This is a genomic window from Clostridium sp. X (assembly GCF_055755365.1).
The window spans coordinates 1,652,175-1,665,299 of sequence record NZ_CM146912.1; the positions used below are offsets into that span (position 1 = coordinate 1,652,175).

Annotated in this window: 14 protein-coding genes; 11 read left to right on the plus strand and 3 right to left on the minus strand. The window is 29.4% G+C overall.

Annotated elements, in window-relative coordinates; translation table 11 throughout:
* Positions 1-289 precede the first annotated feature (289 nt).
* Positions 290-1,762, minus strand: coding sequence for a recombinase family protein (locus tag ACX0KU_RS08350; protein ID WP_472989352.1), 1,473 nt, complete (start codon positions 1,760-1,762; stop codon positions 290-292).
* 343 nt (positions 1,763-2,105) lie between these two features.
* On the opposite strand from ACX0KU_RS08350, the gene ACX0KU_RS08355 reads away from it, so the two are divergent.
* The gene (locus ACX0KU_RS08355; protein WP_472989353.1) at positions 2,106-2,306 is read left to right on the plus strand and encodes a hypothetical protein; all 201 of its coding nucleotides are present in this window, start codon (positions 2,106-2,108) and stop codon (positions 2,304-2,306) included.
* Positions 2,307-2,332: 26 nt separating this feature from the next.
* Here ACX0KU_RS08355 and ACX0KU_RS08360 read toward each other — a convergent pair whose 3' ends face one another.
* A complete protein-coding gene (locus ACX0KU_RS08360) occupies positions 2,333-2,734 on the minus strand; it encodes a helix-turn-helix domain-containing protein (RefSeq protein WP_472989354.1) in 402 nt (133 codons plus the stop codon).
* A gap of 287 nt (positions 2,735-3,021) precedes the next feature.
* Here ACX0KU_RS08360 and ACX0KU_RS08365 point away from each other — a divergent pair, with 287 nt between their 5' ends.
* The 6 genes from ACX0KU_RS08365 (at position 3,022) to ACX0KU_RS08390 (ending at position 8,717) form a co-directional block, all read left to right on the plus strand.
* A complete protein-coding gene (locus ACX0KU_RS08365; protein WP_472989355.1) occupies positions 3,022-3,591 on the plus strand; it encodes a hypothetical protein in 570 nt (189 codons plus the stop codon).
* Positions 3,588-3,767: a hypothetical protein gene (locus tag ACX0KU_RS08370; RefSeq protein ID WP_472989356.1), complete on the plus strand. Its 180-nt coding sequence runs from the start codon at positions 3,588-3,590 to the stop codon at positions 3,765-3,767. The genes ACX0KU_RS08365 and ACX0KU_RS08370 overlap by 4 nt, the downstream gene beginning before the upstream one ends.
* Entirely contained in the window at positions 3,718-5,286 is a 1,569-nt protein-coding gene (locus tag ACX0KU_RS08375) for a recombinase family protein (protein ID WP_472989357.1), read from the plus strand. Before ACX0KU_RS08370 ends, ACX0KU_RS08375 begins: the two co-directional genes overlap by 50 nt.
* Positions 5,255-6,892 carry a recombinase family protein gene (locus ACX0KU_RS08380; protein WP_472989358.1) on the plus strand — a complete coding sequence of 546 codons (1,638 nt, stop codon included), beginning with the start codon at positions 5,255-5,257 and terminating at the stop codon, positions 6,890-6,892. The genes ACX0KU_RS08375 and ACX0KU_RS08380 overlap by 32 nt, the downstream gene beginning before the upstream one ends.
* A 263-nt stretch (positions 6,893-7,155) precedes the next feature.
* The gene (locus tag ACX0KU_RS08385; protein ID WP_472989359.1) at positions 7,156-7,596 is read left to right on the plus strand and encodes a hypothetical protein; all 441 of its coding nucleotides are present in this window, start codon (positions 7,156-7,158) and stop codon (positions 7,594-7,596) included.
* Positions 7,597-7,934: 338 nt separating this feature from the next.
* Entirely contained in the window at positions 7,935-8,717 is a 783-nt protein-coding gene (locus ACX0KU_RS08390; RefSeq protein WP_472989360.1) for a hypothetical protein, read from the plus strand.
* Positions 8,718-8,905: 188 nt separating this feature from the next.
* Here ACX0KU_RS08390 and ACX0KU_RS08395 read toward each other — a convergent pair whose 3' ends face one another.
* The gene (locus ACX0KU_RS08395; protein ID WP_472989361.1) at positions 8,906-9,841 is read right to left on the minus strand and encodes a tyrosine recombinase XerC; all 936 of its coding nucleotides are present in this window, start codon (positions 9,839-9,841) and stop codon (positions 8,906-8,908) included.
* A 107-nt stretch (positions 9,842-9,948) separates the two neighbouring features.
* On the opposite strand from ACX0KU_RS08395, the gene ACX0KU_RS08400 reads away from it, so the two are divergent.
* From ACX0KU_RS08400 to ACX0KU_RS08415, 4 genes are all read left to right on the plus strand, one after another.
* Positions 9,949-10,719 (plus strand): GIY-YIG nuclease family protein, encoded by a 771-nt coding sequence (locus ACX0KU_RS08400; protein ID WP_472989362.1) that lies wholly within the window; start codon positions 9,949-9,951, stop codon positions 10,717-10,719.
* A gap of 201 nt (positions 10,720-10,920) precedes the next feature.
* Positions 10,921-11,769, plus strand: coding sequence for a hypothetical protein (locus ACX0KU_RS08405; protein ID WP_472989363.1), 849 nt, complete (start codon positions 10,921-10,923; stop codon positions 11,767-11,769).
* Positions 11,770-11,839: 70 nt separating this feature from the next.
* A complete protein-coding gene (locus ACX0KU_RS08410; protein WP_472989364.1) occupies positions 11,840-12,031 on the plus strand; it encodes a hypothetical protein in 192 nt (63 codons plus the stop codon).
* Between the two features lie 181 nt (positions 12,032-12,212).
* Positions 12,213-13,028 carry a hypothetical protein gene (locus ACX0KU_RS08415; protein ID WP_472989365.1) on the plus strand — a complete coding sequence of 272 codons (816 nt, stop codon included), beginning with the start codon at positions 12,213-12,215 and terminating at the stop codon, positions 13,026-13,028.
* The last annotated feature ends 97 nt before the right edge of the window (positions 13,029-13,125 follow it).

The window sequence follows — 13,125 nt, forward strand, 5'->3', positions numbered from 1 at the left end:
AAAAGCTGAATAATAAGAATACCATATAATAAATCATGGAATTTAATAACAAACCGTCAGCAGGTTCTAATAACTGTTGACGGTTTTTCTCAATCAAATTAAAGGAAACATTAAAAATTTAGTATTAGTAATATTGAAGGATACTGTTCAGAGCACTAAATCCTTACAAAAAACAAGTAATATGAATATGACGAGGCATTTATTAGGGATTTAATGCATTTTATATGTTCCTATATAGGAACATACATAGATATTGCACGAAGATATTTTGAAAAGTATCTTTAATAAACTAAGATAACCTATACCTGATCACAATCTCACTCTTATTAAACACCTCAACACTATAAATCCTTTCCTTTAACCAAAGCTTTATATTAACGGGATTATTTAGTGCTAGTATTTCTTCAACTCCATCCAGATGTAGCTTCAAGTTATTAGACATGTCCTTATGTTGAAGCTTTTTTTCTAGTTGGTCTATCTGATTTTTTATTTCTTTTTCCTCTATTAATACTCTACTCTTAGCTGACTGAAGCTCTTCAAGTGAAATAACTCCAGCTTCAAAAGCTTCAAGTTGCCTGTCGAATTTTTGATGTGTCTTTTTAAGGTTTGAATACAATAGTTCTTTTTCAATATTTATAGTATCTGATTGTACAGTAATAATCTTAGTAGCATCAGCTTTTCCAGTTTTAATTATTTCTTTTATATTATCAAATACTAACTTTTCTATAGCATCCTTATGAACAAAATTATAAAAACACAGTTTGTGATTAAGATAGTTTCCACAGACATATCTAATATAAACTTTTCCTGATACATGTTTCTTTCTCTCACCAATCATGTTGTGACCGCAGTGCCCACATTTAATCATAGAAGATAATAGATAATTACTTTTTACAGCTTTACCTTTAATTGTGGACTTAGCCTTAATTATATTTTCCACCTTTTTATATAGCTCACCTGAAATAATAGGAGTATGGGAGTTTTCTACAACTATCCATTCACTTTCATCTTTTTTAGAGTTTGTACAGCGTTTAGTTTTATTCCATACATAATTCCCTATATATACGGGATTTTTTATCATGCGTCTAATAGCTGTTGAATCCCAGGCTTTAGCTTCACGGGTAAGAATACCAGCATTATTAAGATGAGCTTTAATAGTTGTAAAGCTATCACCTTTTGAGTACATTTCAAAAATAAGTTTTACAAACTTAGCTTCTTCGTTATCTATCATAAGCTTTTTTGTATCTTTGTCCATTGTATAGCCATAGGGAGTACGGCCAATATATTTTCCTTTTGTAGCCTTTTGCTTCATTCCCTTCATTACTTCTTGAGCAAGATTAAGAGAGTGAAATTCAGCTATTACTTCCATCATTCCTTCAAGGAGTTTTCCGGTAGGAGAATCATCAAAGATTTCTGTGATGCTAATTACAGTTACACCACATTCTTTTTGTAGAAGAGACTTATATATGACCGAATCAGCTCTATTTCTAGCAAAACGGTCTGTCTTATGTATGAGTATTATTGAAAAACTCTTGTCCTTTTTCTTTGCGTCACTAATCATCTGTTGAAACTGAGGTCTATCAGCTGTTCTAGCAGATTTACCCTCATCAACATACTCTTTTATAAGCTCTATATTATTTTTAATAGCAAACTGTTTTATAGCCTTTATTTGAGCAGGGATAGAATTATCTCTGGATGCCTGTTCTTCAGTACTTACACGAGCATATAAAACTGCTTTATTATTATCTAATTTATTTACCATAACTTTCACTCCATATAGTGTTTATGTGAAATTAAAATATCAAAGGTACTTTATTCATAAGTTAAATATTTAGTTCACATTAGTTTTTAATCTTTATATCAGAGTTAAGTTATAGCCAGTAGAGTGTATGATAATTTGCCCAAGCTAATTATAACACTTTGGCTTATTAATGGAATTTGTAAATTGTGGATAGTTTTAATTGTAAATTGTGTATAACATTATATTCTTATTGAATAAAGATTAGATTTATACACAATTTGTTAGTAGAATCTATATTTTAAACAAATACTTTCTGTTATAAAAAATCCCCTTGCTCATATATTTGAACAAGGGGATGATCTAAATGATTGAAGATAAGTTATTACAGTTAGTAAAAGTGAGCTTTATAACAGAAGACAATGAGGAGCTAGAAAGAAGTAAGCTCACAGATGAACAGTATAAAAATTTTTGTAATGAGCTAGAAACAGCTAGATTGAAGCATAAAATTATCTGGCCTGAAATGGATGAAAGATATCAAGTGAAACTTAATTCAGATGTGGTTTGAAGCCATATCTGAATAGTGTTAATTATCTATTCATCTTCTCCTAATATCTTTGCAATTTTAGTTAATTTGTTAATTGATTTAGCAGATAAATTTTTTATTTGCTTAGATAATACCTGAATTTCCTTATTATTAGCTAGGTTTTGAAGATAATCAGCTAATTCATCGTCATTCTTTATCATATTATGTATACTCTTAAGTACTTTATCTACTTGTACTGGATTACGGGTATCAGTTTTTCCTATCAAATAATCTATTGAAACCTTAAAAAAGTCAGCAAGAATTTCTAGCATTTTTATGTCAGGAGACCTTCTACCAAGCTCCCAGGACGAAATAGTTGTCCTAGGTATATTTAATTTTAAGCTTAATTCCTGTTGAGATAAGCCTTCTTCAAGTCTTAATATCTTTAACCTTTTAGTAAAGTGATTCATCATTACACCTCTTCAATTATGGCAAGATTATACAGAGCTTTTCGCTAACAAGTAAAATCTTCCTCTAAGTACATATTGTATTGAAAAATATAGTTATATTCAATGTATTTACCAAAATTATTGCCATAATGTTCTATTGATTTACATGGTGCGTCTGAAATATAATATTTATGACGCGTATTGCGTCTAAAGGAAATGAGTTAAGATACAAAAGCCAGTTAGAAGTAAATTTTAATTTGCCCATTGAAATTTATTACTGTTTTACAGGTATATTTGGGGGGAGGATTATGCACAGCTCTAATTTATCAAATAAGTATTTATCCTTTGATCAGAGCATTCATCAAACTATGGCTGACTATAATTTACTTCCTATTTCAAGAGAATTAAGCACTAATATAATACTTGATACTTTGAACAAAAATTGGATTAGTAAAGGCTATGAATCATATTCTGAGGAGCGAAAATTTAAAGCTAGAGCTTATAATGTAGTGCTCACATATTTTACTAACCCTCTTGATATAGGATTAGATATGTTTGTCATAAATAAAAATCTTGGCTATAGCATTAGTAGAGAAGTAGCTATATTTGCAAAGGTGGACAAGGTGTATGAAAGATTTGATGGCAATATTGAGATTGTTGATTATAAAAGTGGTTATTTAATTAATCATATAAATAGTTTTCCTATAGATTTAAGAACCGCTGTACTTTTGAAGTTGGTGTATTTAAAGATTGGTATATATGCTGATTATATAAGCTACTACTATTTAAATTACAATAAAAAGTTTATAAGAAAAGTTTCAAATGAAGATATTTATAGTGTAGATACTATAATCAATAAACTTAGGAGGAAGAGATGAAAAATATAAATAATAATGATGAAGTTAAAATGATATTTAGAAATGAGAGAGAAGCAATGAATAAACTAATGAGTTTTATAATAAATAAACTACTAGAGAATGATGATATCTTTAAGGAGATTATAAATGAAAATAAAAATTCCAAAGAAGGAGGACATAGTAAAGAGCATGGTTAATGATTCTTCTAATTATGTAGCTATATATGCTAGAGAATCTAACCCTAGTGTAAAAAGTGCTCTTGAAGCTCAAGTTATAACGTGTACAAGATATGCAAGAGAAAACAACTTAATTGTTTATGATGTATATAAGGAATTTGTTTCCGCAACTCAAAAACACTTTACTAGAAGAGTAGAATTTAAAAGATTAATTGAGGATGCTAAAAAAGGTTTATTTAAAAAAATTATAGTGACTAAAAGAGATAGATTAACAAGAAACTTTCAAGAACATCTAGAAATAAGAAACCTTTTTAAGGATATAGATATAGAAATATTATATAGCAATGATGTACAACTGAGAGAAGATAGAGATTATGCGGCTAACTTTATAGAAAATATTATTATGGCAATTGCGGAGCTTGAACCTCAAAATATTAAAGATAGAATTTATACAGGTCAACAAATAAAAAGGACAAAGAGAATTTATGACAAGAGACCAGCTTATGGATTTACTTGCATAAGAGTATCAGAAAAAGAGTATAAAAAAAAGTATATAGAAGATGGAGTTAAAGCCTTAGTAATTAAAGATATATTTCAAATTTATTTAGATAAAAATGACACAGCAGAAAAGCCAGAAGAAATTATTGAGAAATTAAAAGAAAAAGTTGAGGAAAGGTGTAAAGATAAGGGTAAAGAATATCTGGAATATAAAAAAACTATTTCTAATTTACACAGTGGTGATGTAGTTAATTATCTATCACGTCCAATCTATGCTGGGCTACAAACAAAATCTCTAGATTATAAGTATAAAGATTTTAAAATTTTATATGAGGATAGAGAGCTTGAAGTGGACGAACAGTATTTTCATCCGTGCAAGAATGTGAATAGGATTATTTCACCTAAGCAATGGTATGAAGCAGTTAATAAGTGGACTAGTGGTAATCAGGTGATCAAGAGAAAAAATTCACAACGCAAAAGTAAAAGTAATTTATTTAAAGGAGCATTTTATTGTGGTAAATGTAAGAGCGATATTGAACTAAAAGGAAATACATTTACCTGTGGCAAAAAGGATTGTCTCAGAATAGCAAAAGATAAATTTATTAAGGGAATATTAAATTATTTCATTGTGTGGATTAGTAACAATAGTAAAGGTACAAAGATAGTAAAAGAAATAGTTAGTAAGCTTAAATTGACTTTGAAAAATTTGCAGAATGATTTAATTAAATGTATAAATGAACAAGGAAAGTGGGTTAACAGATATATTAAAGATAATGAAGATAAGTTTATAAAAGAAAATATACAAAGATTAGTTGATGAAAAATTAAAGATTGAAAAAGATATAGAAGATATAAAAGAAAAAATTATCTTTCTAGAGGGAGATTTTAATAATATAATTTTAGAACTTGCTAATTCAAAATTCATGAATTTATTATCAAAAGAATTAGAAAATAATGAACAAGCTCTATTAGAAATATTTGATTATAAAAATTTAGAGGAGATAATAGTTGATGGAAAGAGAATTAAAATCAAATATAACTAAGGATAAAAATGATATAGATAAAGTAGCAGCTTATTTGAGAGTTTCATCTACAAGGCAAAGTGAAGAAGGGTATTCTATAGAAAATCAACTAAAGTTTATTAATGAATATGTAGAAAAGAAGGAATGGATTTTAGAGAAAAATTTAATATATGAAGAGAGCAAACCAGCTACAAAAGTAGAGGGTAAAAATATAGACAAATTAAATTTTATAGATAGTTTTAAAAATAGACCTAAGCTATCGCAGTTATTAAAAGAGGCTCAGAAAAGATCATTTCAGCATTTAATTGTATATTCTAGAGATAGACTATCAAGAGTTGTGGAAGATGCAATGGCATTAGAAATCTTCTTTGAAAAGTATGGTATCAAAATACACTATATTAAAGCAGGTGAAGATTTTGAAAATGCAAATCCTAAGATAAAAAGATTATTAAATATAATATTTACTAGTCTAGCAGAAATGGAAATAAACCTGCTATCAACAAGAGTAAAAGAGGGTAGTAAAGCAGCTGTAAGTAAAGGTAACTGGGCAGGCGGAAAAGTACCTTTAGGATATATACCTGTTCAATATGAGGATTACTCAAAGGGAGGTAATAAAAAATCTACAAGACTGAAGGTATCAGAGCTTGATAGCAGTTTTATTAAAAAGATATTTGAATTATACTCTGGAGGATATGGTTATAGAAAAATTGCGGAGGTTATGAATAAAGAATATGGTTTTATTATATGGACTAAAAGTAAAATTGAAGCCATTATAAAAAATAAAACTTATACTGGGCAAATATTTTGGGATAGAAGAGGGGGAAGGAGAAGTCCTAATAGATATAATAATGATCAGTTTTTCTCACCTTTAGATAAAGATAATATAATCATTAATGAGAGTTTTTGGGACGAGATAAATAATGAAAGGGAAGCTCGAAATATGAGAAGGGATGCTTTTTACTATGATACAGACTATATTCTAAAAAATAAATTAGTATGTTCAAAGTGTAAAAGAATTATGAAAGCTAAGTATCCAGGAGTTAACAAGACAAGTGTTTATAGATGTGCAAATACAAAAGATGAAAGGAGCATATGTAATACTATTATCCCCTGTAATATGGTAGAAGAAGCTTTTCTTAAGTACATGAAAGAAGTTGTACCTGAACCTGAAGATACTAGTGAATTTTGGAGTCGCTATGAAGCTACGTTTAATAAGAGTGTAAAAGGATATAAGTGTATTGCAAAGCTTCTAGAAAAGAGAAAGAAGAATACAGAGGATTTAATGGGGAAAATTCGATACTGTATGGGAAAAGAAGAGGATAAAGCATTACTTATTGCACTTGAAATTCAGCTTTCAGTATATAAAAATTTAATTACTAAATATGATGAAACACTAGAACTTCTTAAAAAGAAATCTAGTGTAACTGAAAAAAGTAGAGAAGAAGTGGAGTCTATAGTTCAATTATTTTTACCAAGTTTATTCACTGACATAAAATTAAAAGGTATAAAAAGAATTAGAAGAGAGTTTATTGTTAGATTTATTGATAAGATAGAAGTTAATTATAATAAGAAGAGTAAAGAAATAGTTATAAATAAAATAGTATTTTTACCTCCTGAACTTATGTAAAGCTTAGGAGGTTTTTTCTATATCCAAAGTAGGTAAGGAGTCTGTCACGGTATACCGTGACAGACTCCTTACCTACTTTAAATCGATAAAAACAGTACAGAGTTTTAAAAGTTTTTATAACATGAACTAAATGTATAGGATTAAAAGTTATAACATTAAAAATGAGAGTTTTCCTAATATTTTAGCATTATCTAATAAAAAATGTATATATGACTACTAATGAAAATAGAATTAGTTATAGAAATATACAAGGGGTGCGGATTTTGACTTCAAGTGATTTTCAGATAATTAAGATTTTAGGGGATTTAAGGAAGAATTTGATTAGCAACTGCGTAGATAGAAATTATTCACCAAAAGAGATAATAGAGGAATTAAGAAAACTTAAGCTAGATCATTCGGGAGTTGGAGAGAGTGGAATTCAAGATACTATAATTAATGTAATAAATAAGCGATGGAATGAAGAGAGAAAGGAATGGGTGGATAATACCCAACTGAAGCTTTTTGGAAGTTTTACTGAGGAAGATGAGAGGAAGTTTTGGAGTAGCTATCTTGCAAAATTTTCACCAAATCAAGCAGAAACATTATTAAAGGATATGAAGGAAATCTTAAGTAACGTAAAAAGAATAACTCAAGCTGCTGAGAGGATTACAAGGGATATAGATTATATTGTTTCAAAAGTAAAACAGTATGATGGAGATAAATAGTGGGTAGGCAAATAAGTTTATAAATAAAGTTTTTAGAGTGGTAAAGAATGTAGCCACTCTATTTTTGTATTGAATAAAAGTGAAGATAGTGGTAAATTTGAATAAATGGTAAATTTATGTTTTATTATGTCTAAAATATGGCTATATAGTAGAGTGAATTTCTTTAAGTATCTTTGAGAACAAACAAATAAAAAAAGGTATTTATAGTCAAGTGTTTTGTGATATGGTAAAGGTGAAAAATTTGGTGTATTAGAATTTAGGAAGAATAAATGGCGTAAATCTCATCAATCAATGATAAATCATTACTTTAACTGGTATTACACGAAGGAGGGAATGAAATGTTAGGATTATTTAGACATAAAAAAGATGATGTTTATACACAATTAACCAAAATTGCTAAAGGTATCTATGCAGATTTTGATTTCAATGGAGAAAATGTGTTATATGAACTATCAAAAGAAAAAGAGGCACGGATAGCTTATGGACAACCTGTTGGCAAGCAGTTTAAAGTTATTGTTGGTATTAAAGATTTTATTGATGCTAACGAAATAGATGAAAAGCAACTTATATATTTTCAAAATACTATGTTTCATGAATTTGTACATGCAGATACGTGGTTGCATACACCTGAAACCTTAAAGAACGCTTTTCAAGGCAATAAACTAACTTATGCATATTGGGCATATAAATTATTAGATGAATATAGAGCCTATAGAAAAGCAAACGAGAAGTATAGACAAGATGAACAGTATTTAAAAGAAGGAGAGGAAAAGATCTTAAGCGTATTTGAGCATTACTGTAATAGGTTGCAAATTCGTGCACAAGAACCAGCGCCAGAAGTGTTTATAGACAGTTACTATGATTTAGGCTCTGCTTTTATAGCACATAAATTTGTGAATCCTGATTTTCCTTCCATCAATGATAAGCATTATATTCAGTTTGTTGATTCATATTTAAGCCACTTAAAACAAGCAAGTGAATGTAATTTGACAGAATATAAAGAATATGAGCAATTAGGAAAACAGTTAGTGAAAGACTTTAAACTATTATTCCCTTATGTTAATGGAATGCATATAGGCAATTCTTTTGACTACTTTTTGACTAATTCTCATATGAAATAGTATTATAACAAAACAATGGATAGCTCAGCTTGAGTTGGAAGCATCAAATCCAAATAAGAGGTGTCAATTAATTTTATAGTTTATGATATTAGCTACATTGAGTAGAAAACGAATAAATTAGATTTATCAACTTCCTATTATCCATAAAAAGGCCTGCTATCATAATTAGATAGCAGATACTAAAAAAGTTAATTAAACATCATAGCTAATGGGTTGGAATTAACTGCGGATTGAAGTTGATGTTCATCAATATGAGTATATATTTCGGTTGTAGCAACACTTTCATGACCAAGAATTTGCTGTAGAGAGCGGATATCTACTCTACCGTACTTATACATAAGAGTAGCTGCTGTATGACGAAGCTTATGAGTTGATATGGACTTGGAGTCAAGTCCAGAAGAAGCAACATATTTCTTTACAATATTTTGTATAGCTCTTGTGGTAATACGTTTATTATTTCTAGATATGAATAAAGCATCAGTGCCAACATTAATTGAATTTCTAATATGTAGCCAATCATTTATAGCTTTTTTAGCTGCAGGTGTTAGAAAGATTTTACGTTCTTTATTACCTTTACCGACTACAGACAAAATGTCATTATTAACTTGATTAATATTTAAACTTGCAAGTTCAGACAGTCTTAATGCACAATTCAAGAAAATAGTTATTATGCAGTGATCTCTTGGAGAGTTTTTGCATGCAAGTAATAAACGTACTGATTCTTCTAAGTTGAGATATTTTGGTATACGTTTTGGTAATTTTGGAGTTTCTAATTCTTCAGCAATATTATTATCAATAACATGAGCTTTAGTTTTAAGGTATTTCCAGAATTGTCGTATAGAAACTATTTTTCTTGCACGAGTTCCAGCAGAAGCATTTACTGTCTTTTGGCAATTGGTAATAAAAGAATACATATCATGCAGCTGGATAGATTTTATAAATTCTATATCTACTTGGGCAAAGTTGTTGTCAGTTATATTAATGCTGCGTGAGTTCATGGTATAACTAAAAAACATGAGCAAATCTGTCCTATACTCAAATATTGTGTTTTCAGAACGATTTTTTATTATAGAGAGATAGCCTAGATATTGTTCAACTAAAGGACAAGTTTTATTTGATTGCATATTTAACACCTCAATAAAATTGTTGACAAACTAGCAATGGTATAAACAAGCTCTTATAAAAAGTTGTTTAATAGGTAAAAAAGGAAATTAATATAGGAGATGAAAGTATGTTTGGCACGGTAATTATAGATGCATACAAAAAAGATGAAAAGGAACAAATAGCAAATGCACTTGATGACTTATGTTCACCTTGTGATACATACGGATGGGCATCTGCTGGAATTTATTGTTTTTGGGATTATTATAGTAAAGAGATTCTTTATATTGGATTGGCAGCAGATTTATGTGATAGATTTAAGCAACATAATGGAATTGTCCTAGTAGATGATAATAGCTGCAAAAGAAATCAGATTGATGCATATTTCAACATTAAAGAGAAAATTGGATATTCCATATTTGTTCAATCACCACTATCTCAACCAATCACACACAGAAACGAAAAAGAGTATAGAAAAATGCTAGGGGATGAATTTTCAAGAGAAGATTATGTAGGACAGGAAGGTCAAGAGCATATAAAGCAAGTTGAAGGAATTTTAATAGAAGCTTATAGAAAAGCAAATGGAGAATTTCCTTTATGGAATCGTATGGGAGGATCCTTATATGGGCAACAAGTTGCCTCTATTGGAAATTATGAAATTGTAAAATCATTTTATGATTTTGAACCTAATCCACTTGTTTCTAGATATTCATTACGAGAATTATCAGAAAATGCTATGTATGCAGGATTTGAAAATTATTTGCATGCAGTAAGAATGTCAATGCTAATTTCAGGGATGAATTTTGGGGATGCATTAGAATTTCATAATAGAATGGATTCAATAAATAGATATCAGCAAATGATTGAAAATGGATATTTCAACAAAAGACTGAAAATATAAACTGAATAAAAACTTGTAATCAATATCTACATACCCATTAGGTTAATACTAGAAAGTTAATAACGATATAGGGCTATAATAAAAAGCTCAAAATATTTTATTATTATGAGAATAGAAGTAATAAGATTTGCTCTATTTAACAATTTCACAAACTTTTATTTTGAAAATAAGAGTTAGAGTAGAATAAAAAGGAGAAAAACAATGAGAACGTGGGAAGCTAAATTATATATTAAAACGTATTATAATTTTAAAGAAGAAATAAATATCGATAGAGTTAGATTTTTTTACGATAATGTTCGTAATTGTAATTTTGCTATTATCAGTTTAGAGGCGGAATCTATAGATGAGGCTGAAAGAATTGCTATAGCTGAAGTAAGTTTAATAATGAAAGTCTTAAGGTATATAATAGATTCTACATTTGAATGCATAATATTTTCAGTCAATGAAACAACAGAGGGCCAAGTCGTTAAAGAAGGATTTACTGATATGGATGCGACTATTACAGTAGTTAAGGACTTTCCAGTAGATAAAGTAAGTGAAATAAATGCTTTGCTAAATAAATATTGTTACGCAGATGAAATCGGTAAAAAATCTTTCAACTATTTTGTAGATGGATTTAATTTGAAAGATCACGGTAATGAGGCTTTTCTTAATTTCTTTAAGTCAATTGAGCTTATTTCTAATAAATATTTGGATCAAGCTAAAATTGAAAAAGAAAATGAGACAAGTAAAGAAATTAATAAGCTTCTTATCAAGCTTCAAAAGGCTATAGAAGATATGAATATTAAAAAAATTAATGGAATTTCTAAGCAATTATATAGTTTAGGATTTATTGAGGCTAAAAGAAAGCTAAAAATTGCTTTGAAAAATTTAGGTTTAAATGAATATGAAGAACAAATAAATGACCTTCCAGACTTAAGAAAAAATGTAGCACATGGAATGATAGAGTATGAACCTATTACATTTGAACAATTGACTATATGTAAAGACATCGCTAAAAAAGTTATACTTAAATATCTAGAAAAGAATCAGATTGATATTAAAATATGATTCTTTACATAGAATTTCTATATATATATTTAGCTTTTTAGTATCAATACTTTAGAAAATGAGACAATCAATGGCAAATAAGACGGGACCACAACCAGATATAAAATATTGTCCTTTATGCAAAGATGATCTTAAAAATATACCAAGGGATAAAATGAAATCTAAAGGTTATATCAGAAAAGATGGAACAGTTTCTCAACACACACATACATATGAATGCTTAAAATGCGGCAATAAGTTTGAAATTAATCAAGATCGATAAATAAATTAATTTAAGAATGTCTTCTATTTGTTCATAAATTTGGACAAGTTAAATCTATAATAGCAAAGTTAATGGTAAGTTCCCATTAGGCTAATAATAGGAAGTTTAATCAAATATGAAAACAAGTCAATAAATAGTAATTTACTTATGTGAGGCTGAATGAGGAAATGGAGGAAAATAGATGATTATGACTAATATGATTTATGATATTCGCACAACTGAATATGCTCAACAGACATTGACCAAACTTACAGGTGTACCAATCCCAGTGTGGGAACAATATCTTGGCCACGAGCGCGAATATAAATACGCAGACGATCTTGTGGCAGAAGTAATCAACTCTCATGGATATCTTCCCCGTAACTACAGAGATTTCGTATTTGTCTACTTTCATGTGACGACAAGCGCTAACGAATGCTCTTCTTTTAGGAAGCATGGAATATTAGATTTAAAGCAATCTTATTCGTGTCATGACTCTGAGCTGAGAGAGTTTTTGGAAAAGCACGATGTCCATATCAATTTGGATGAGCGAATACTAACATATCGTGGACAAGGATTTGATATTACTTTTGGAGCTTGTCCAAGACGAGGCACAGAAGCTTATAAATGTTGGTCCATAGGGAGAAAGTTTTATTATGATTATACTACATGTGGGTTCTTGTCGGTGTGGGAGAGAAGTCCTTATGGTGGGCAAGTTCATCGTAGACCAGAAATTTTGATGGATATAGATGATCTTATCGGATTGAATTTGTCCCAAGAGTGGATGTCGATGCATGATTCTTATGAGATAGTGGCCAAGGTAAGTGGCGAAAAAATCGTCTATGCCGGTGATGACGATCTAAGCGATGAAGATAAGGTCCTGAGTTATTTGACAAAGGCATATCATACAGCCTTTTATGAACCGACTGAAGAAGTGCTTCTAATTAAGAATAATGTACAGATACCGCCTTTCGATATTCTTGAAATAAAGTCACTGGGACATTGGAAAAATGATTGATGTTTTATCTATTGGAGTCTAATACTTTCGCGGAATTAAAGATAGAGCAACAAATTCCAATTTGTAGAGTTGAGGTAACATAATTATAGATTCAATT